Annotated in this window: 15 protein-coding genes; 10 read left to right on the plus strand and 5 right to left on the minus strand. The window is 39.7% G+C overall.

Annotated elements, in window-relative coordinates; genetic code table 11:
• The first annotated feature begins 9 nt into the window (after window positions 1-9).
• The 10 genes from ribH (at window position 10) to cydD (ending at window position 15,922) form a co-directional block, all read left to right on the plus strand.
• A complete protein-coding gene (ribH, locus tag HMPREF1128_RS00270) occupies window positions 10-471 on the plus strand; it encodes a 6,7-dimethyl-8-ribityllumazine synthase (protein ID WP_007523229.1) in 462 nt (153 codons plus the stop codon).
• A gap of 601 nt (window positions 472-1,072) precedes the next feature.
• A complete protein-coding gene (der, locus tag HMPREF1128_RS00275; protein WP_007523046.1) occupies window positions 1,073-2,608 on the plus strand; it encodes a ribosome biogenesis GTPase Der in 1,536 nt (511 codons plus the stop codon).
• 49 nt (window positions 2,609-2,657) lie between these two features.
• On the plus strand, window positions 2,658-4,085 hold the full coding sequence (hldE, locus tag HMPREF1128_RS00280) for a bifunctional D-glycero-beta-D-manno-heptose-7-phosphate kinase/D-glycero-beta-D-manno-heptose 1-phosphate adenylyltransferase HldE (protein ID WP_007523184.1): 1,428 nt from the start codon (window positions 2,658-2,660) through the stop codon (window positions 4,083-4,085).
• Between the two features lie 72 nt (window positions 4,086-4,157).
• Complete coding sequence (locus HMPREF1128_RS00285) at window positions 4,158-5,105, plus strand: peptidylprolyl isomerase (protein WP_007523149.1); 948 nt, start codon at window positions 4,158-4,160, stop codon at window positions 5,103-5,105.
• Between the two features lie 60 nt (window positions 5,106-5,165).
• Window positions 5,166-6,041 carry a 16S rRNA (adenine(1518)-N(6)/adenine(1519)-N(6))-dimethyltransferase RsmA gene (rsmA, locus tag HMPREF1128_RS00290; protein ID WP_007523006.1) on the plus strand — a complete coding sequence of 292 codons (876 nt, stop codon included), beginning with the start codon at window positions 5,166-5,168 and terminating at the stop codon, window positions 6,039-6,041.
• Window positions 6,042-6,257: 216 nt separating this feature from the next.
• Window positions 6,258-7,388, plus strand: coding sequence for a murein hydrolase activator EnvC (gene envC / locus HMPREF1128_RS00295; RefSeq protein ID WP_407919953.1), 1,131 nt, complete (start codon window positions 6,258-6,260; stop codon window positions 7,386-7,388).
• Window positions 7,389-7,438: 50 nt separating this feature from the next.
• On the plus strand, window positions 7,439-8,248 hold the full coding sequence (locus tag HMPREF1128_RS00300) for a divergent polysaccharide deacetylase family protein (RefSeq protein WP_007523121.1): 810 nt from the start codon (window positions 7,439-7,441) through the stop codon (window positions 8,246-8,248).
• 19 nt (window positions 8,249-8,267) lie between these two features.
• Complete coding sequence (tamA, locus tag HMPREF1128_RS00305; RefSeq protein ID WP_035529834.1) at window positions 8,268-10,166, plus strand: autotransporter assembly complex protein TamA; 1,899 nt, start codon at window positions 8,268-8,270, stop codon at window positions 10,164-10,166.
• Between the two features lie 3 nt (window positions 10,167-10,169).
• Complete coding sequence (gene tamB / locus HMPREF1128_RS00310) at window positions 10,170-14,129, plus strand: autotransporter assembly complex protein TamB (RefSeq protein WP_007523269.1); 3,960 nt, start codon at window positions 10,170-10,172, stop codon at window positions 14,127-14,129.
• 47 nt (window positions 14,130-14,176) lie between these two features.
• Window positions 14,177-15,922, plus strand: coding sequence for a heme ABC transporter permease/ATP-binding protein CydD (gene cydD / locus HMPREF1128_RS00315; RefSeq protein WP_007522997.1), 1,746 nt, complete (start codon window positions 14,177-14,179; stop codon window positions 15,920-15,922).
• Between the two features lie 35 nt (window positions 15,923-15,957).
• Here the strand turns inward: cydD and lpxA are convergent, their stop codons facing one another.
• From lpxA to bamA, 5 genes are all read right to left on the minus strand, one after another.
• Complete coding sequence (gene lpxA, locus HMPREF1128_RS00320) at window positions 15,958-16,752, minus strand: acyl-ACP--UDP-N-acetylglucosamine O-acyltransferase (protein ID WP_007523140.1); 795 nt, start codon at window positions 16,750-16,752, stop codon at window positions 15,958-15,960.
• 18 nt (window positions 16,753-16,770) lie between these two features.
• Window positions 16,771-17,235, minus strand: a complete 465-nt coding sequence (gene fabZ / locus HMPREF1128_RS00325; protein WP_007523127.1) for a 3-hydroxyacyl-ACP dehydratase FabZ — start codon at window positions 17,233-17,235, stop codon at window positions 16,771-16,773.
• 24 nt (window positions 17,236-17,259) lie between these two features.
• Entirely contained in the window at window positions 17,260-18,285 is a 1,026-nt protein-coding gene (lpxD, locus tag HMPREF1128_RS00330; RefSeq protein ID WP_007523193.1) for a UDP-3-O-(3-hydroxymyristoyl)glucosamine N-acyltransferase, read from the minus strand.
• The gene (locus tag HMPREF1128_RS00335; RefSeq protein WP_007523123.1) at window positions 18,285-19,082 is read right to left on the minus strand and encodes an OmpH family outer membrane protein; all 798 of its coding nucleotides are present in this window, start codon (window positions 19,080-19,082) and stop codon (window positions 18,285-18,287) included. The genes lpxD and HMPREF1128_RS00335 overlap by 1 nt, the downstream gene beginning before the upstream one ends.
• A gap of 79 nt (window positions 19,083-19,161) precedes the next feature.
• A complete protein-coding gene (bamA, locus tag HMPREF1128_RS00340; protein ID WP_007523251.1) occupies window positions 19,162-21,546 on the minus strand; it encodes an outer membrane protein assembly factor BamA in 2,385 nt (794 codons plus the stop codon).
• Between the last annotated feature and the right edge of the window lie 17 nt (window positions 21,547-21,563).

The raw sequence follows: 21,563 nt of genomic DNA on the forward strand, positions 1-21,563 counted from the left end.
ACTTTCAAAATGGCAAAAATTACAGGCAATTTAGTGGCAACTGGCTTAAAGTTCGGTATCGTAACGGCTCGTTTTAATGATTTTATTAACGATAAGTTATTAAGTGGTGCAGTCGATGCATTAGTGCGTCATGGCGCATCAGAAGATGATATCGATACTGTTTGGGTACCTGGTGCATTTGAAATTCCACTAGTGGCGAAAAAAATGGCAGAAAGTGGTAAGTATGATGCAGTGATCTGTTTAGGGACAGTTATTCGTGGTTCAACTACGCACTATGATTATGTTTGTAATGAAGCAGCAAAAGGCATTGGCGCAGTGGCATTACAAACTGGTGTGCCAGTGATGTTTGGTGTATTAACCACAGAAAGCATTGAACAAGCCATCGAACGTGCGGGTACCAAAGCGGGTAACAAAGGCGCAGAATGTGCATTAGGCGCGGTAGAAATGGTAAATGTGTTAAAAGCACTTTAATTAAGATGAACACAAAAGACAGGCTTGCCTGTCTTTTGTTTTTTTTGCGCATAAATTTGCAATTTTTTCGAAAAATTTGACCGCTTGTAGTTTGAAGGAAAAGCGCAATCAGTCAGTGGATTCATCAAAAAAAGAAACCCACGATATGTTTAATATCGTGGGTTTTGTTGTTTAAAAGACCGATGAAAATTTTATTCACATTTCCTTACTATGTAGCAAGATTTTTATTCATTATGCAGATAACTCATTATGCAGATAACCATCCTAAGTTTTTTTAGAAGAATCTTAGTCTTAAAAACGGCGCTAGAATACACTAAGGTCCAACCACTTTGGGTCAATTTGTGCAAAGAATGGTGAGTGAAAGTGTAAATGTTTGCGTAAGTTTTATGGTGTGTTTGGAGCTTATGTCAGTAATGTGGTCTTTTTTAACAATGCGGAGACAAAAGCGTGTATTTGTAAATGAGCAAAAATTTTTCCTTTCAAACAAAATTACCAAGAGAAATTTTCTGGCTTTAAGGATAAGGCACGCCATTTAATGGGATTTAGTATATAATAAGCCAATTTTGCAGTAGCAAACAGATTTAATGAAAGGACAGGATAAATGACTCCAGTAATTGCTCTAGTGGGCAGACCTAATGTGGGAAAATCCACATTATTTAACCGTTTAACCCGCACACGTGATGCGTTGGTAGCGGATTTTCCAGGGCTTACCCGAGATCGTAAATACGGACATGCCAATATTGCCGGCTTTGATTTTATTGTGATTGATACTGGCGGTATTGATGGTACAGAAGAAGGTGTAGAAGAAAAAATGGCAGAACAATCGCTACTAGCGATTGAAGAAGCGGATGTGGTACTTTTCTTAGTAGATGCTCGTGCCGGCTTATTGCCAGCTGATATTGGCATTGCGCAATATTTACGTCAACGTGATAAAACGACAGTTGTAGTCGCAAATAAAACTGATGGAATTGATGCGGACTCACACTGTGCGGAGTTTTATCAATTAGGTTTAGGCGAAGTAGAACAAATCGCAGCAGCGCAAGGCCGTGGTGTGACTCAGTTAATTGAGCAAGTGTTAGCGCCATTAGGCGAGAAATTAAATGCCGATCAAGCGGTCGAAAATGAAGAGGATTTTGCAAATGAAGAAGAAAATCCGACCGCTTCTTTAGACGAATGGGATAACGATTTTGACTTCGAAAACGAAGAAGATGCTGCATTATTAGATGAAGCGCTTGCCGAAGAGCAAGAAAGTGTGTTGGATAAAAACATCAAAATTGCCATCGTTGGACGTCCAAATGTAGGTAAATCTACGCTAACTAACCGTATTTTAGGTGAAGAGCGCGTGGTGGTTTATGATATGCCCGGCACCACACGAGATTCGATTTATATCCCAATGGAGCGCGATGGTCAGCAATATACGATTATTGATACCGCGGGTGTACGTAAAAGAGGGAAAGTAAACTTAGCGGTTGAAAAATTCTCAGTGATTAAAACGCTTCAAGCTATTCAAGATGCGAATGTGGTGTTGTTAACAATTGATGCGCGTGAAGGTATTTCTGATCAAGATTTATCACTACTTGGCTTTATTTTAAATGCAGGTCGCTCATTAGTGATTGTAGTGAATAAGTGGGATGGGTTATCGCAAGATATTAAAGATCAAGTGAAGTCTGAATTAGATCGCCGTTTAGATTTTATTGATTTTGCACGCGTGCATTTTATCTCTGCTTTACATGGTTCTGGCGTAGGGAATTTATTTGAGTCTGTACAAGAAGCTTATGCTTGTGCAACTCAGAAAACCTCAACCTCAATGTTAACGCGTATTTTAAGAATGGCTTCAGATGAGCATCAACCACCATTGGTTAATGGTCGCCGTGTGAAATTAAAATATGCACACCCAGGCGGTTATAATCCACCAATTATTGTGATTCACGGTAATCAGGTAGATAGATTAGCCGACTCTTACAAACGTTATTTATCGAACTATTTCCGTAAGAGTTTGAAAATTATTGGTAGCCCAATTCGTATTCAGTTCCAAGAAGGGAATAACCCATTTGCGGGCAAACGTAATAAATTAACACCAAGTCAGTTACGTAAGCGTAAACGTTTGATGAAATTTATTAAGAAGTCAAAAAGATAGTAGAAAGATGGGCTGTTAGCCCATCTCATAAATGCATAAAGAGAACATTATGATGATGCAATACTCTCCAAAATTTAATCATGCAAAAGTGTTGGTGTTAGGCGATGTGATGTTAGATCGCTACTGGTTTGGTGGTACGAATCGTATTTCGCCAGAAGCGCCAGTGCCAGTGGTAAAAGTACAAGAAATTGAAGAACGTGCAGGTGGTGCGGCAAACGTGGCAATGAATATTGCTGCGCTTAATGTGCCAGTAGCTTTACATGGAATTATTGGCCAAGATGATGCGGGACGGGCATTGGATACATTGTTAAACAACCATCATATCCAAAACCATTGTGTAGCGGTAAGTACCCATCCAACGATTACCAAATTACGTATTCTATCTCGCCACCAACAGCTTTTGCGTTTGGATTTTGAAGAAGGTTTTCATAATGTTGATAGCACAGATTTACTTGCAAAACTTTCGCAAGAAATTACCGCTTACGGTGCGTTGATTTTGTCAGATTATGGTAAAGGTACATTAGAAAGCGTACAACAAATGATTCAAATTGCACGCCAGGCGAATGTGCCAGTGTTGATCGATCCAAAAGGTACCGATTTTGAACGTTATCGTGGGGCAACACTTTTAACCCCAAATATGTCTGAATTTGAAGCGGTGGTAGGGCATTGCCAAAGTGAAGATGAGATTGTTGAAAAAGGCTTAAAAATGATTGCCGATTTTGACTTGTCAGCTTTATTGGTAACGCGTTCTGAAAAAGGGATGACACTTATTCGTCCAAATCAAACGCCATTTCATCTACCTACACAAGCTAAAGAAGTTTATGATGTGACCGGTGCAGGTGATACAGTAATCAGCGTATTAGCCACAGCAATTGCAGATGGCAGACCTTATGAAGAAGCGTGCTATTTAGCGAATGCCGCTGCAGGCGTGGTGGTAGGTAAATTAGGTACTTCAACAATTACCCCAACCGAGCTAGAAAATACTATTCATCATCGTGAAGAAACGGGTTTTGGTGTGATGGATGAAACTACGTTAAAAGCGATTATTGTTGAAGCAAAAGCGCGCGGTGAGAAAATTGTCATGACAAATGGCTGCTTTGATATTTTACATCCAGGTCATGTTTCATATCTTGAAAATGCGCGTAAATTAGGTGATCGCTTAATTGTAGCGGTAAATACAGATGAATCCGTTAAACGCTTAAAAGGCGAATCTCGTCCAATTAATGACTTGAACGCAAGAATGGCAGTATTAGCTGGTTTAGCTTCTGTTGATTGGGTCGTTCCATTTGCAGAAGATACTCCGCAACGCTTAATTGGTGAAATCTTGCCAGATTTATTGGTAAAAGGTGGCGATTATAAACCGGAAGAGATTGCAGGTAGCGAAGAAGTGTGGGCAAATGGTGGAGAGGTTAAAGTATTAAACTTTGAAAACGGTTGTTCAACTACCAATGTGATTAAGAAAATTCAATCTTTATAGAAAATTGAACCTTTTATTCTACAATGCTTCTAAACAAGCAAATATTTTAGGTCATTACAAAAGGAAACTAGCATGAAATTAACTTCAATCAAATCATTGATGATTGCGATGATTGCGACTTTAGGAACAGTACAATCAGCATCGGCAGAAAGCGTGATGGCGGTTGTAAATGGTAATATGATTATGGAAAGCCAAGTGCTTAAAGCATTAGGTAAGAAAGCCAATACAGAAGAAAACCGTAAAGCAGCATTAGAAACCATCATTGATGATACTCTAGTACAAGAAGCGATTAAAAAATCTGGTGTAAAAGTTGACTGGAAACGAGTTGACCAAGCCGTTGAAGAAGTTGCTGCGCGTAACGGGTTAACTTATGGTCAATTATTAGACGCATTAGATTATCAACGCATTAGTTTAAGCCAATTCAAAAATCAAATTGCACAGCAAATGATGATGGAAGCGGTACGTCATGATGCGATTGGTCAATCTATTCAAGTTGCACCTGAACAAGTTCAAGCGCAAGCACGCGATATGCTAGAAAAAGATAAAGCAGCGGGTAAAGTACAAAAAACCACAGGTCAAGAGTATCGTATTAGCCATATCTTGATTAAAACAACCCCAATTTTAGATGATGTTCAGGCTAAGGCAAAATTGACCCAATTAGTTGCAGACATCAATGCTGGAAAAATAAGTTTTGAAGATGCAGCGAAAGCAAATTCGGTTGACTATGCTTCAGCGGCAGATGGCGGTGATTTAGGTTTCAACTTCTTAGATATTTACGATCCAAATTTTGCGCAGGTTGCTGCAAAAACAAGTAAGTCACAAATCAGTGCACCATTTAAATCACAATTTGGTTGGCACGTATTAAAAGTAACGGATTTGCGTGAAGGTGACCGTACCGAAGATGCTTATGCGCAAAAAGCTTATGAGCAATTAGTAAATCAGCAAGCGCAAGAAGCTTCTAAAGACTGGGTAAAAGCCTTACGTAAAACGGCTGAAATCCAGTATGTTAACGGAAAATAATCATATATTTTGGCACAAATTCGTTTGTGCCTTTTATCATTTTAAATTAAGAAACACATAATGAGCCATTCTAATTCTAAAAAGCATTTAGGTCATACCGCCCGTAAACGTTTTGGGCAAAACTTCTTACATGATATGAACGTGATTCATAACATTGTTTCAGCTATCAACCCACAAAAAGGACAATTTTTATTAGAAATCGGCCCGGGTTTAGGGGCATTAACTGAGCCAGTGGCAGAACTTGTTGATAAACTTACGGTGGTGGAGCTAGACCGAGATTTAGCAGAACGTTTACGTCATCATCCATTTATCAATCAGAAATTAACCATTATTGAGCAAGATGCTTTACGTTTTAATTTCCGTGAGTATTTTGAGAGTTTAAATTTAGGTGAAAATGAAGGTGTACGTGTATTTGGTAACCTACCTTATAATATTTCAACGCCATTGATGTTTCATCTGTTTAAATTTCACGATTTAATTACCGATATGCACTTTATGTTGCAAAAAGAGGTAGTAAAACGTTTATGCGCAGCGCCGAATAGTAAAGCTTATGGCCGTTTAACCATTATGGCGCAATATTATTGCCAAGTGATGCCAGTTTTAGAGGTTCCACCAACGGCGTTTAAACCTGCGCCGAAAGTAGATTCTGCGGTAGTGAGATTGATGCCTTATAAGGAGTTACCACATCCAGTAAAAGATATTTATTGGTTAAATCGTGTGACCACACAGGCCTTTAACCAACGCCGTAAAACTTTACGCAATGCGCTTTCAACCTTATTTAGTGCAGAGCAGTTAGAGGGATTAGGCGTTTCATTAACAGCACGCGCAGAAAATCTCAGTATTGCTGATTATGCGCGTTTAGCAAATTGGTTGTGTGATAACCCACCTGAATCGTTAGAGGCTCTTGAGCCTATTGATGATTTGCAAGATGCTTAACATTTAGAATAAAAAATCGATCAAGCGGTGAAATTTGTAAACTTTTTTGCAAATTTCACCGCTTTTTTGTAAATCTCATGGATAATCTTCCGTCTAGGCAGGCTAAAAGCTGATTTTCTAGTAGAAATTGAATAAAATAATCTGATTATTATTTTGTTTTTGGAATAGGCTTCAATTATGCGCTGTACTTCTTTTTTTCGTCTTCTTTTAGGGATTATGTTGAGTGGCTTTATGCTTAATGTACAAGCTGAAGATCTTTCTCAAATTCAACAACGGATTAAACAGCAGCAATCTAAAATTAACGAAAACCGTCAAAAGCGCAATGTATTGCAATCTACGCTTAAAACCCAAGAAATTGAAATGGGTAAGGTGATCAATAAATTAAAAGATACAGAAACCTCACTAGCAGATATTCGTGCAGCCATTAAGCGTACAGAACAAGAAATTAAACGCCTCGAACAGCAAGAAAAAAAACAAAAAGAGAAATTAAAAGAGCAGCTAGACTCTGCTTATCGTTCTGGTATTCATCCTTCTGTTTTAGAACGATTGATGTCTGAGCCGGCAAAAGATGCGGATCGAATGGCTGCCTATTATGAGCATATCAACCAAGTGCGTATTGATGCCATTTATGAACTTCGTCGCACACAAGCAGAATTGAAAGCACGTCGAGATGAGTTACAAGGCCAGCAAAAAGGTCAACAAACTCAGTTAACAGAGCAGAAAAAACAAGAAAAAGATTTAAAGAAAGTACAAAACGAACGTGAGCTTACTTTAAAATCGATTGATAAAGTCCTTGAGCAAGACGAAAACCGTTTAGATAGCTTAAAAGCAAATGCCGAGTCTTTAAAACAACAAGTGGCTAATGCAGCAAGAGAAGCTGAGCGTCAAGAAAAACAAGATTTAGCGGCACTAGAGGCGAAGAAAAATAAAGAAGAAAACCGTAAAGCGACTGAGCAAGAAAAACAGCAAGTTCGTGCGGGTTCTGGCTTAAAAGGTGGATATAGCATGCCGGTTTCAGGCAAAGTCGTACAATCGTTTGGCAATGGTTGGACAGGTGTGGTGATTTCAGCCAATGCGGGTACGCCTGTAAAAGCGATTGCAAGCGGGCGAGTTATTATGTCTGACTGGTTGCAAGGTTATGGGAATATGGTTGCGATTGACCATGGAAATGGTGATATTTCACTTTATGGTTATAATCAGAATTTAAGCGTGCGTAAAGGAAGCCGTGTTGCTGCAGGCCAAACTATTGCAACGGTAGGCAATTCAGGCGGCCAAACTCGTTCAGGGCTTTATTTTGGGATTACCCGCAAAGGCAGTCCAGTTAACCCGATGAAATTGGTGAAATAATGGCGATATTTAAGGCTGACAAGCGGTCGTTTTTCGCGATAGTTTTGCTGATGTTTATTGGCTTTTCTACAGCGAGCTTCGCGCAATCTGTAGGGAAATTGGCGATTGTCATTGACGATATCGGTTATCATCCAAAAGAAGATGTCGCAATTTTGGCTTTACCAAAAGCAGTTAGTGTCGCAATTATTCCTAGCGCACCTTACGCACTCTCGCGCGCAAAAGAAGCGCATAGCCAACAGCGTGATATTTTGATTCATTTACCGATGCAGCCGCAAAATCCGAATATTCCAATTGAGGCTGGTGCATTAAAAGTTGGGGCAAGCTATGCAGAAGCAGAGCAGTTACTTAAGCAAGCAAGACAACAAGTGCCTTATGCGATTGGATTAAATAATCATATGGGTAGTGGCGCTACGGCAGACTTAGCAACGATGATACGCTTTATGCAAGCATTGAAAGCAGAGCAACTTTTCTTTTTAGATAGCAAAACTGGTAAAAGTGTGGCTTATCAAACCGCACAGAAACAAGGCATTTCAGCGTTAGAACGACACATTTTTTTAGATGATAGTAACGAATTAGCTGACGTTACGCAGCAATTTCAGCGAGCAATACAATATGCTCGTCAACACGGTGTGGCCATTATGATTGGGCATCCGCGCAAAAATAGTGTTGCCGTATTGCAAAAAGGCATTGCTGAACTGCCTTCAGATATTCAACTGGTCAGCATAGGGCATCTCTGGCGCCATGAAAAAATTGAACCGGTTAAACCTTTTATTGTCATTTTTGAGGGTGCGCCAGCACCAACCTCGATTGCGCCATTTAATAATGTTACGCCTTTATTACGCGGCATTCCAAAAGAATAATCCTTATAAGGAACAGAACGTGAATATGAAACTTCGTTTTTTAACTCTTTGTTGTTTGATGGCTTGGAATCAACTTAGTTATGCCGAGGAAGCCCCAGTATCTGAAGAGGATTCGGTCGCTTCCGCTGAATTGGAAGAAGAATCTGATGAATCAAGTGAAACGGAAGAGGCGTCTACGTCAGAAACTGAAGAGAGTCAGGAGCAAAATAATCAACAAAGTGATGAAGAGAAAATAGAAGCGCAAGTTGATGTAAGCGTTGAAGGTATTAAGAATAAAGATAAAGCTGCTTGGAATAACGTTAAGGTTTATCTTGGTCAAATTGCGAATGAATATGCTGATGGCTCAGAGCGTCATCAGTATTTGGTGCAAACAGCAGTAGATAAAGGCTTGCGTGCCTTGGGATATTACAATACACAATATCATTTTGAGCTAGTGCCGCGCGCGGGCAAAAAATCATTATTAAAATTGAATGTGATTTTAGATGATGAAAAAGTCAAACTTGATGAAGTAGATATTCAAATCCAAGGCCAAGCTAAAGAAGATTCAGAGTTTGTTAAGCTAGAACAAAATGCACCGAAAAAAGGTGCGGCGTTAAGTCATGAAGCTTATGATAGCTTTAAAAGTAATATAGAAAATCTCGCTTTTAGAAAAGGTTATTTTGATGGCCATTGGATTTACCATCGCCTAGAGGTTTATCCACAAGATCATCAAGCAGACTGGCGCTTAGGCTATGATAGTGGCGATCGTTATCATTATGGAGAAATCCGTTTTACAGATAATCAGATTCGAGAGGATTACTTACGTAATATTTTAAAAGTAAAAAGCGGTGATCCATACGATACCAATGATCTTTCTACAATGGCCAGCGACTATTCATCAAGTAACTGGTTCTCTTCTGTATTAGTAGAACCGACCATTCATGAAGAAAATAAAACTGTAGATTTAAACGTACTATTTTATCCGAAAAAGAAAAATAGTATGGAAATTGGGTTGGGTTTTGAAACTGATGTTGGCCCACGTTTACAATTTAACTGGAAAAAGCCATGGATTAACAGCCGTGGGCATAGTTTAGAAAGCAAAACCTATATATCTCAGCCAGAGCAACGTTTTGAGTTAGGTTATAACATTCCATTGCGTTCTGATCCGTTACATTACTACTATCAAATCTCTGGTGGGATTGAGCGCGAAGATGATAACGATACTAAAACAACGGCAGCTAATTTAGGGTTTCAACGTTTTTGGACGCGAGAAACTGGTTGGTCTTTCTCACTAGGTGTGAAAGCTCGTTATGATAGCTTTACGCAAGGTAATGATTCATTTAAAACGTTGCTCATTTATCCGACCGCTTCATTAAATCGTACTCGCAGCGATGGCAACCGTTTTCCATTATGGGGAGATAGCCAAAAACTCACCGTTAACTGGGGAACAAAAGCGTTAGCCTCAGATGTGAATTTTTATAGCTACAAAGCTTCAACGGCATGGGTAAGAACCTATGCTAAAAATCATCGCTTTTATTTAAGGGGTGAAGTTGGCTATATTCATTCAAACGATTTCCATCGCATTCCACCTGCATTACGTTATTTTGCCGGCGGTGATATGAGCGTACGTGGTTTTGGTTATAAAGATATTACACCAAAAGATCCTAGAAACGGTAAAAAAATTGGTGGTACTCACTTAGCAACTGGAACACTTGAATATCAATACCAAGTGATACCAAATTGGTGGGCTGCAATTTTCTATGATACTGGTTTAGCGGCAAATAATTTTAAACGTTCAAATTTACATTCTGGTGCAGGTGTTGGCGTACGTTGGGCTTCGCCAATTGGGGCAGTAAAATTTGATCTTGCGAGTCCGGTAAAATCACCTAATAACGAATCTGGTTTGAATTTTTATATCGGCTTAGGTTCGGAGCTTTAAGATATGAATCAAGAGAAAGAACAGAATCATGAAAACGCACCTGCTGTAACTGAAGAATCGAAAACGGCAGCATCTGGTGTGAAAAAAGGTCGGAAAAAACGTTGGTGTTGCCGTATTGGTAGCGCTTTGTTATTAGTTGTGCTTACCCCTATCGTTTTTTTAATGACGGGCTTTGGTCAGCGTACAGCTATTGAATGGGCTGATAAATCACTTGATGCTTTGAGTATTGGTGTTGTTGAGGGCAGTATTCAATCTGGGCTAACTTTATCTGATGCGCAATATGAAATGGATGGCGTCAATGCAAAATTAGGGCAGGCTAATTTACATATTGATTTTGGTTGCTTATTGTCAGGTAAGGTTTGTTTAGAAACGGTAGCGTTGAAAGATGCACATATTGCTGTTGATACCAGTAAACGTCCACCTGCTCAAGAAGAACCTGATAATAGTGAACCCTTTACTGAATTAAAGCTTCTATTACCGATTGCATTAAACCAGCTTTCGCTTGATAACATTCAAGTTGAGGTTGATGGCATGAATATGCAATTAGGACATTTTCATTCTGGTATTAGTGGCGAAGGACGTAAACTCAGTTTGCATCCTACCGCCTTAAACGATTTTGTTCTTTCGCTTCCACAAGTGAATGAAACACAAGTGGTTCAAAAAGAAGAAAAAATTGCAAAAGAGGCAGAAAATTCGACCGCTTCTCAAACGAAAACGGATTGGGAAGAGTTAAAAGCACAGCTCTCTAAACCGTTATTGACGAAAGCTAGTCAAATTCGTTTGCCATTAGATTTTGAAATTCCTCAACTTGAGGTTAACCAAGTTCGTATTGAGCAACAAACAAAAGCGGAAAAAGCAGAATCCCTTTTTGTGTTACATAGCTTGAAGTTACAAGCTAGTGCCAACGATCAAAATGTGACTTTACAGCAGCTTAGTGTTGATAGCGATCAGGGAAAAATTGAAGGGCAGGGAAAATTAACATTAGCGGATCAATATCCATTAGATATGCATCTTCATGCTGATGTCCCAACATTAAAGGCGTTTGGCATTCCAGCCAGCAAAGCTGATTTGGCATTAAGTGGCGCTTTGTTTGATGAAACGAAATTAAACCTCAGTACGCAAGGGGCGGCGGCTTTAACGCTTGATGGCGGTGTGAAGTTAGCTGAACCTCGTACACCATTGCACCTTACTTTAAAAAGTGAAGGCATGCAATATCCGTTCATGTCAGAAAAAGGACAAGAACCGCTTAAGTTACAAAATCTGAATGTATCGCTCTCTGGCGATTTATTGGATTATCAGCTCTCTACAGCGGTAAAAAGTAGTGGGATGAATTTACCTCCAGCGGTTTTGAACTTAAAAGGTAAGGGCACGCTAACACAATTTAATATTGAAGATTTGAATCTCAATGCGCTAGAAGGGAAAACTCAGCTGACAGGTTTAGTGGATTGGGCTGACGGCGTAAGTTGGCAAAGTCAGCTAAATCTTAACGGTGTAAACAGTAAATCTCTAGTGCCTGATTGGGCTGCGGTATTAAATGGTCAGCTAGAATCAAGTGGTTATGCTGGACGAGGTAAAAATGGTGAAGAGTGGCAGGTTGATGTTAAGAAAGTTGATCTGAATGGATTACTGAATCAGCGCCATTTACAGTTAAAGGGGCAGTTAAGTTCGCAAACGAATAACTTGTTTAATGTGCCTGGGTTAGATTTACAGTATGGTGAGAATCATATTGCAATGAGCGGTCACTTAGGGGATAAATCTGACTTTAATGCACAAATTAAAGCCCCTAATTTACAGGGGTTAGTGCCGAATCTAAAAGCTGAAATGAACGGTAATGTAAAACTTTCAGGCAAAATTGCAGAACCGAATGTCGATTTAGATTTAGTTGCTAAAAATGTAAGTTTTGATGCGATGAAATTGCAGAGTTTAACGGCTAAAGGGCAAGTTAAAACAGAAAAAAACATTCAAGGGGATGTCAATTTAGATCTTCGTCAATTTAGCTATAACGATATCAAATTAGATCAGGCACAACTTGCTGTTAAAGGAAGTGAAGGAAATCATCAGCTACAACTGACCTCTAAAGGGAATCCTGTTGGGGCGAATTTGCAAATTTCTGGAAAATTTGACCGCTTGCAAGAAACGTGGAGTGGGCAGTTAACTCAGGCACAAATTCAAACAACGGATTATGGTAATTTCCACGCGGATAAACCGGTTGCGATTACGTATCAAAATAAGTTGGTTAGTGCGAATATTTCAGCACATTGCTGGCAACACAATCAGTTAAATCTTTGCTTCCCAACGGCATTTACTGCAGGAGAAGAAGGCAAAGTGCCATTTGAACTACGCCGTTTTGATTTAGCTTTTGTGCAACAATTTTTAGATAAATCGAGTCAGATTACTGGTCTCGTGAATGCTAAAGGTGAAGCCGCATGGTTTAAAAATAAAGCGCCAGTCGTGGATGTCACTTTAAACAGCGAGAGTTTGAAATTTGTTCAGAAAATGGAGGGTGGTAGTGCTTTCCCATTAACGATTTCCCCACTGAAAGCGACAGTGAAATTGGCTGATAACAATCTGAATTTAAAAACAGATCTCAAATTAGAAAATAATGGTCGAATTGCGACTGATCTGGTCATGAAAGATTTAAGCAAAACCCGCGGATTATCGGGAACGGTTAATATTGATCAGATTTCGCTAAAATTGATTAAACCATTGCTTACAGGGGGCGAGCGAGTTGATGGGCTTATCAATGCGCGCTTAACTCTAGGCGGGTCGGCTACTGCACCGTTATTACATGGGCGATTAGGTTTAAGTGAGTTACGAGTTAAATCAGCAACCATGCCGTTTGATGTAACAGGCGGAAATTTAGATCTGAATTTCAATGGCACAAGTTCAACGCTGAATGGACGCGTACAAACGACAGAGAGTGAACTCTTTTTAACCGGTAATGCCAACTGGCAAGATCTTTCTGCTTGGCGTACTGAAGTTCATGCTAAGGCAAACCGTTTTAGAGTGAATGTGCCAAATATTGCTAAGGTAGAGTTTTCTCCAGATATTAGTGTGACTGCAACACCAAAAGAGCTTATTTTAGGTGGAGTCATTGATATTCCTTGGGCAAGAATCGAAGTGGAAGAATTGCCAGAAAGTGCTGTAGGAGTAAGCAGTGATGAAGTGATTATGGATGGCTCGGCAAAAACAAAAGTGCCATTCTCTCAACGTCAGTTACCGGAGCAAACTTCAAGTGGCATGGCAATTAAATCGGATTTAAAAATTAACATCGGAGATGATGTTAGCTTAAATGCTTATGGATTGAAAACCCATCTCAATGGGACAATTGCGGTTCGTCAAGGTAAACAAGGGCTGGGCTTATATGGCCAAGTGAATTTATTGAAAGGCCGTTTTGCTTCTTTTGGGCAGGATTTATTGATTCGTAAAGGTGTCATTCAATTTGCAGGCTTACCATCACAGCCAACGTTGAACTTTGAAGCGATTCGTAACCCAGAAGCGATGGAAGATCCAAGTGTAACAGCAGGGGTTAAAGTCACAGGTATTGCAGATAACTTGAATGTAAAAGTGTTCTCTGACCCGCAAACTTCGCAAGATCAGGCGCTTTCGTATTTACTGACAGGTCGCTCATTAGAAAATAGTGGTGAAGCCGGCTCAAGTAACTCAATGGCTGCTGCATTATTGAGCATGAGCCTTTCAAAAAGTGCGAAAACGGTGGGTAAAGTCGGCAGTACATTTGGCTTAAATGATTTAAGTGTAAGTACAGCAGGGATTGGCGATAATACCAAAGTTGAAGTAAGCGCTAGCTTAACACCGAAATTCCGAGTGAAATATGGCGTGGGTATCTTTGCACCATTGACGGAATTAACATTACGTTATACGCTTACGCCGAAGCTTTATTTACAGTGGGTTTCTAGCGTTAACCAAGCGGTAGATTTAATGTACCGTTTCGAATTTGATTAGTTTTTAGCACAAGTTCTAATGAGCTTGTGCTTTCTATTTTAATAATTATGGAAAAACAACGACAAAAGCAATTACAAAAATGGCTCAAGCTACAAAGCCGTATGATTAAAAAGTTTATTCATCTTAATGTTCTCTTTGGCTCACTTAGCGCCCTGCTAATGATTGGACAAATGTGGCTTTTAGCGACTATTTTGCAAAAAGTGATGTTAGAAAATATTGCTTCTAACACGTTAATGACAGAGCTAGGTTGCTTGATAGGCTGTTTTGCTGGTCGAGCTTTACTCATTTGGGCGCGTGAACGTGTCGGTTTCCATGCCGGAAAAACCTTACGGCATGCATTACGTCGCCAGATTATTGAAAAGCTTACTGATATTGGCCCAGTTGATATGCGCCAAAAACCAGCAGGAAGTTGGGCGGCACTTATGCTAGAACAGGTGAATAATTTGCATAATTTCTATGCGCGCTATTTGCCTCAGCAGTATCTTTCGTTAGTCGTGCCACTGGTGATTTTAGGCTTTGTTTTTCCGCTGAACTGGGCGGCTGGTTTAATTTTATTTGCTACCTTACCTTTGTTACCGGTGTTTATGGCGTTAGCGGGGATAAAAGCAGTGGAAGCGAATCAACGTAACATTGGTATTCTTTCTAAAATTAGCGGGCAGTTTTTAGATCGCTTAAAAGGGCTAGAAACGATTCGATTATTTGGTCAGGCCGAACAACAAGTTAAAGAAATTCACGAAAGCACAGAAGCCTTCCGATTAAGTACGATGGATGTGCTAAAAATGGCTTTCCTTTCTTCAGCCGTTTTAGAATTTTTCACCGCTATCTCCATTGCGGCTTCGGCGGTCTATTTCGGTTTTGTCTATTTAGGTGAGCTAGATTTTGGGGATTATGGATTAGGTGTGAGTCTTTTCACGGGCTTTTTCTGTTTAATGTTAGCGCCAGAATTTTATCAACCACTAAGAGAACTTGGCGTTTATTATCACGATAAAGCAGCTGCGATTGGGGCAGCAGATAGTATTGAGGCATTTTTATCCGCCCAATCGCCAATGAACAAGCGGTCAGATTTGCAAAAAGATTTACCAAATCAACCGCTTGAGATCCAAGCTCACGGTTGTGTGGTGCTTTCTCCGCAAGGCAAACCTTTAACGGCACCATTAGATTTTGAGCTGAAAGCAAATCAACATATTGCTTTAGTTGGGCAAAGTGGTGCGGGGAAAAGTTCGTTACTGAATATGCTGTTAGGTTTTTTACCTTATCAGGGATCGGTTAAAGTGAATGATGTGGAGTTGTCTGAACTGAATTTAGCGCAATATCGTATGCGTCTGGCTTGGGTTGGACAGAATCCACAATTGATTCAAGGCACACTTGAAGAGAATGTGTTGCTAGGTAATCAGAATGTAACTCCTGAACAATTTGAAGAAGCGTTGAAACTTTCTAAAGCAGATGAATTTGTTTATCGGTTGGGTTTAGATAAAGTAATTCAAGAAGAAAATAGTGGGATTTCTGGCGGGCAGGCTCAGCGAATTGCTATTGCGAGAGCATTATTACGTCAAGCAGATTTATTGTTGCTTGATGAACCAACCGCTAGCTTGGATATGCAATCTGAACAGCAGGTTTTAAGCGCACTGGCAAATTTAAGCGAACAGAAAACTACGCTAATGATTACTCACTGCATTGAAGATTTAAAACAATGTGATGAAATTTGGGTCATGAAGCAAGGGCAGATGGTACAAAAAGGCGATTATCAAAGCCTTGAGAATGCAGGTTATTTTGCGGAGTTATTAGCAGAGTAGAAGAAATGGGGCTAACAGATGTTAACCCCATTTCTTTATCGGATAATACCGCGAGTTGAGCGTTTGAAGAAATCCACAAAAGCTTTTGCTGCAGGTTCTTTTTCAGCAATTTGTTCGATTTCTGGTAAGGCTTCTTCAACCGTTTTGTTACTGCTATATAAAAGCTTATAAACTGCACGGATTGCATGCATTGCTGGTTTATCAAAACCACGGCGTTTTAGTCCTTCAAAGTTAATGCCAAAAGGGCGAGCATGGTTGCCTTGTGCCATCACGTAAGGAGGGACATCTTGGCTAACCATTGAACCACCACCAAGCATCACATGTGCGCCAATAACTGCAAATTGGTGAATAGCTGACATTCCGCCGACAATGACAAAATCATCAAGGGTAACATGGCCTGCAAGTGTTCCGTTATTTGCAATAATACAACGATTACCGATGCTACAGTCGTGAGCAATGTGGCTGTTAATCATAAAGAGGTTATCATCGCCAACACGGGTAATTCCACCACCTTGAACGGTACCACGGTGAATGGTCACGCTTTCCCGAATACGGTTACGGTTTCCAATAATTGTTTTAGTTGGTTCGCCTTGGTATTTTAAATCTTGGTTGATTTCACCAATGCTTGCGAATTGGAAGATATGGTTATCTTCACCAATTTCAGTAATACCATCGATGACAACGTGGCTATGGATTTTTGTTCTAGCGCCGATCTTGACATCTTTACCAATAACACAAAATGCCCCGATCTCTACTTTCGCGCCGATTTCAGCCCCATCTGCAACCATTGCAGTAGGGTGAATGATGGCAGTTGAATCAATTAAACGCATAATTTCCCCCTTATTGGGTTATTTTCTTGCACACATTAAATCAGCTTCACAAGCTAATTTGCCATCTACATAAGCTTTACCAGTAAATTTGGTAATGCCTCTTTTTTCTGTTAAAAATTCAACTTCAAGTACAAGTTGATCGCCAGGCACAACAGGGCGTTTAAAACGCGCATTGTCAATCGCAGCGAAGTAGTATAATTCGCCTTCTTTCATTTTTCCGTAGCTAGCAACAGCAAGAATACCGGTTGCTTGTGCCATTGCTTCTAAAATTAACACACCTGGGAAAATTGGTTTTGCAGGGAAGTGACCGGTAAAGCAAGGCTCGTTTACAGTCACATTTTTCACTGCTCTAAGCCATTTGCCTTCTTCGTAATCAGTCACGCGATCAACTAATAAAAATGGATAACGATGCGGAAGCATCTCCATAATTTCTGTAACTTCAATGATTTTTGGTTGACGGTTTTCTTGTACTTCAATAGTCATGTAGATTTAGACCTCACAATTTGTTTATTCACTTAAACGCTTTTCGAGAGCCTTTAAGCGTTTGTTCATTTCATCAATATTCAAGGTAAGCGCAGCCGTTTTACGCCATTCTTTATTGGTTTGTGCTGGAATACCAGAAGAATAAATTCCTTTTTCGGTAATTGGCTTCATCACCATACACATTCCCGTAATAATGGCGCCATCGCAAATTTCCATATGGCCGTTGATAACGCTTGCCCCACCAATTTGACAGAATTTGCCCACTTTAAGGCTACCAGCCATAATCACGCCACCAGCAACCGCGGTGCCGTAACCAATATGCACGTTATGGGCGATTTGGCAAAGGTTATCAATAATCACATTATCTTCAATGACAGTAGGATCAAGCGCGCCACGGTCGATACAAGTGCATGCACCAATTTCAACACGGTTGCCAATGATTACTCCACCTGTTTGTGGAATTTTGATCCATTGGCCTTTTTCATTGGCATAACCGAAGCCATCGCTACCGATGACGGCTGAAGATTGAATTAAACAGTCTTCACCTAATTGCACACCATGATAAATCGAAACATTTGCCCATAATTGTGTTCTTGCACCAATACGGCTTCCTTTACCAACAAAGCAGCCAGCACCAATGACAACATCATCTCCTAGCACAACACCGCTTTCAATCACTGTATTCGCACCAACAGAAACATTGTGACCTAATTTTGCATCGCTTGAAATAACTGCAGAAGGGTGGATTTGTGAAGCAGCTTTTGGCGTGCTATCCATATATTGAGCCAGTTTTGCATAAGCCACATAAGGATTATCTACGATAATCAAGTTTTGCTCTGGCGCACAAAATTCAGCATCTGCAGGGCTGACAATAATGGCGCCAGCTTGGCAAGCGGTCAAATTTTCACGATATTTTGCATTAGAAATAAAAGTGATTTGCGAAGACTGCGCTTTGTTTAAAGCTGCAATGCTATCAATAGCCAAATCGGCGTTACCTTTTAAAGTACCGCCGATATGCTCCGCTAATTCAATTAAACGGAATGTTGCCATTATTTTTTCGCTTCTTCTGTCGCTTGAGGTTTTGCTTCTTCAGCTGCTTTTGGCGCTTCTGCAGCAGGTTGTTCTTCAGCTTTAGGCTCAGGCAGTTTAATTTCTGGATGTTTTGCCTTAATAGCATCTAATACTGCTTCAGTGATGTCTTTGCTTTCATCTTCAGCATAAAGTGCAACTTGTGGTTGAAGTACTAGGGTGTAACCTTTCGCTTTTGCTACTTCTTTGATGGTCACATTAATTTCATCAACGGCTTGTTTTTGCGCTTCTTGTGGGTTTAGACCACCTGAGTTTTTATTAGCATCTTCGATTTTCTTTTGGAAAGCTTCAGCTTTTTGTTGGAAAGCTTCTGCTTTTTTCGCAAAAGCAGCTTCACGTTTTTGTAACGTTTCTACTTTATTTTGGAAACCTTTTTGGCTTGCCATAATTTTATCTTGGCGAGCTTGGATTTCTTTTGCACGTAAACGAGGTGCATCTTTTTCTAATTGTGCAACTTGTTTTTTCAATGATGCTTCTAAATTGCCTTGTTCAGCTTTTAATTTTTTCGCATCAGCTTCAATACCTGCGCGTTCTGCGGTTAAAGCTTTGTTTTCTTCCGCTAGTTTTTTATCTTCTTCAGCAAATTGTGTTTCATTGCTTTTCATGAAAGCGTCAAATTTTGCGGCTGCATCTAATAATACAGGGTGGTTTTGTAAAATATAACCAGGATCTGCAAAACCGATAGTGTCTGCTGCTTGTGCGATACCTGCTGTCATAAACGCAGCTGAAAGAGCCGCAACTTTAAATAATTTTTTCATATAATTATCCTCTAAAAAGTAAATAAGGGGCGGTTAAATTGTTTTTGCAAAAATTTTATCAAATTTAACCGCTTGAAAATTAGAATGTACTACCAATGCTAAATTGGAATTGCTCGATTTCATCTCCAGTATATTTTTTAATCGGTTTTGCATAAGAGAATGAAAGTGGACCGATTGGTGACTGCCATTGGAAGCCAATACCTGCAGAAGCACGAACACGTTTGTAATCGCTAAAGTCCGGTAAGTTTGGATATTTAGCGGCTTTCCATTTAGTTGTCCATACGCTAGCTGCATCTACGAATAATGAAGTACGAACATTATGTTGGAATTTCTCACTAATAAATGGCGTTGGTACAATAAGTTCAACACTTGCTAATGCCATTGCATTACCACCAACTACGTCTTCACTGTTTTCGGTAAAGGCACGCGTATTTTGTGAATAATAAATCGCTTTCGGGCCAATTGCGCCATAAGAGAAACCGCGTAATGAGCCAATGCCACCTGCAGAGAAGAGCTGGTAGAATGGTACTTTTTTACCGCCGTAACCGTTAGTATAAGATGCGCCTAATTTGGTTGAGATAACCCATTTATGCTCACGGTTAAGTGGATAGTAATTACGGAAATCTGCATTCACACGATAGTATTTATTGTCAGAACCTGGAATAGTAATTTTTCCACCAATACCTGCTGAGGTACCTTGTGTTGGGAAATAACCACGGTTTAAGCTGTTATAGTTCCAACCTAGTGAGAAATCGAAGTCATCTGCTTTAATTTTGCTGTAATAACTGGTGTTTTTATCGTACTTAAAGCCCATTGATTTAACATATTTCTCACGGGTATATTCACGACTTACGTTGTTTAATTTGTCATGTGTGTAACCTAAGCCTAAGTAGTAAGAGTTGTTTTCATCTACTGGGAAGCCAAGCGTACCATTGATACCATAAGTTTTACGTTTATAAGCTGCAGAAGTGCTACTATCTGAGTTATCGTAGTCTTCATAGAAAATGTTTCCACCAAGGCTTACACCATCTTTGGTAAAGTACGGTTCGGTATAACCTAAGTTCACGCTAGTGCCGTAGTCGTTACGTGTGCCACTTAAACTGATAGTTGAACCTAAGCCTAAGAAGTTGTCTTGTTTAATACCAGCTTGGTAGCTAAAGCCACTTTCTGTACCATAACCTACACCGAAGTTGATAGAACCTGTATTACGTTCTTTAATTTTATATACAACATCAACTTGGTCATTGGTTTCTGGCACATTCTGCATTTCCATTTCAACGCTATCATAGAAACCGGTACGTTCTAAACGGCTCTTACCAAGAGTTACGGCAGAAGTCGATAACCATGCCCCTTCTTGTTGACGCATTTCACGGCGTAAAGTTGAGTCAGCGGTTACATCATTGCCTTCAAAGCGAATTTTACGCACGTAAGTACGTTGACCCGCATCAACAACGAAGCTAATTGCGACAGTTTGGTTTTCATCATCAAATTTTGGATGAATATCCACTTTTGCAGCACCAAAACCGTTCTCACCAAGAATGTCTTTAATGCCATCTTGAATTGCAACTAATTCATCACGACGGAATAGATCGCCAGTTTTATAATCTTTTAATAACGCATTAAGTTTGTTATCAAGGTGCGCAGTGTTACCTACAATACGGATATTGCTCACTTTGTATTGAGCGCCTTCATGAATTTTATAGGTTAAATCAACCTCTTTTTTATCATCAGAGAATTTAACATCAGTATCCGTTAATGCAAATTTTGCATAACCGCGGTTAAGATAATAGTTGCGGATAGTTTCTAAATCTTTGTTGTAGGCTTGTTGTTCAAATTTGCTACTTTCGAAAATATTCCACCAAGAAACATCAGGCTGTACTTCAAGTGGCTCTGTTAATTCTTTTGAACTAAATGCTTGGTTGCCTTCGAAATTAATGTGCTTAACGTAAGCAACATCGCCTTCGTTGAATTTGAATTTAAGATTGATACCACCGTTTTCTGCTTGGGTGGTTTCAGTATCAATAGTAGCTTGATAACGGCCAATGGCGCGGTAATGATCTAATAATGCTTGTTTAAATTCATTGACTTTCTCAGCATCATAGACTTCGCCTTTCGTGATTAAGTTTGCTTTTAAGTTTTGCTCTAAAGCATCTTTAGGAATGGCACCGTTACCGTCTAAATCAACAGAATTTAAAATAGCACGCTCTGCCACTTTAATGACTAAAGTATTACCTTCACGTGTAGCTTGAACGTTTTGGAAACGATTTAAAGAGAACAATTGACGAACGACATTTGAAACGTCTGCATCTGTTGCAGTTTGTCCAACTTTTACTGGTAAAGAAGAGATAATCGCTTCACCCGTTGCAGGTTGAACGCCATCAACACGAATATCTTTTACAACAAAAGGCGCAGCAATAGCGACACCGTTAGCAAGTAAAAGTGAAGAAAGTAATAATTTTTTCATTGAAATTATCCTATAAA

Source organism: Haemophilus sputorum HK 2154, from assembly GCF_000287615.1.
Taxonomy (GTDB): domain Bacteria; phylum Pseudomonadota; class Gammaproteobacteria; order Enterobacterales; family Pasteurellaceae; genus Haemophilus_A; species Haemophilus_A sputorum.

Bases quoted from the DNA above. Each gene is read 5' to 3' on its own strand.
- ribH (WP_007523229.1), top strand. From the start codon at position 10: ATGGCAAAAATTACAGGCAATTTAGTGGCAACTGGCTTAAAGTTCGGT.
- der (WP_007523046.1), top strand. From the start codon at position 1,073: ATGACTCCAGTAATTGCTCTAGTGGGCAGACCTAATGTGGGAAAATCC.
- hldE (WP_007523184.1), top strand. From the start codon at position 2,658: ATGATGATGCAATACTCTCCAAAATTTAATCATGCAAAAGTGTTGGTG.
- HMPREF1128_RS00285 (WP_007523149.1), top strand. From the start codon at position 4,158: ATGAAATTAACTTCAATCAAATCATTGATGATTGCGATGATTGCGACT.
- rsmA (WP_007523006.1), top strand. From the start codon at position 5,166: ATGAGCCATTCTAATTCTAAAAAGCATTTAGGTCATACCGCCCGTAAA.
- envC (WP_407919953.1), top strand. From the start codon at position 6,258: ATGTTGAGTGGCTTTATGCTTAATGTACAAGCTGAAGATCTTTCTCAA.
- HMPREF1128_RS00300 (WP_007523121.1), top strand. From the start codon at position 7,439: ATGTTTATTGGCTTTTCTACAGCGAGCTTCGCGCAATCTGTAGGGAAA.
- tamB (WP_007523269.1), top strand. From the start codon at position 10,170: ATGAATCAAGAGAAAGAACAGAATCATGAAAACGCACCTGCTGTAACT.
- cydD (WP_007522997.1), top strand. From the start codon at position 14,177: ATGGAAAAACAACGACAAAAGCAATTACAAAAATGGCTCAAGCTACAA.
- lpxA (WP_007523140.1), bottom strand. From the start codon at position 16,752: ATGCGTTTAATTGATTCAACTGCCATCATTCACCCTACTGCAATGGTT.
- fabZ (WP_007523127.1), bottom strand. From the start codon at position 17,235: ATGACTATTGAAGTACAAGAAAACCGTCAACCAAAAATCATTGAAGTT.
- lpxD (WP_007523193.1), bottom strand. From the start codon at position 18,285: ATGGCAACATTCCGTTTAATTGAATTAGCGGAGCATATCGGCGGTACT.
- HMPREF1128_RS00335 (WP_007523123.1), bottom strand. From the start codon at position 19,082: ATGAAAAAATTATTTAAAGTTGCGGCTCTTTCAGCTGCGTTTATGACA.
- bamA (WP_007523251.1), bottom strand. From the start codon at position 21,546: ATGAAAAAATTATTACTTTCTTCACTTTTACTTGCTAACGGTGTCGCT.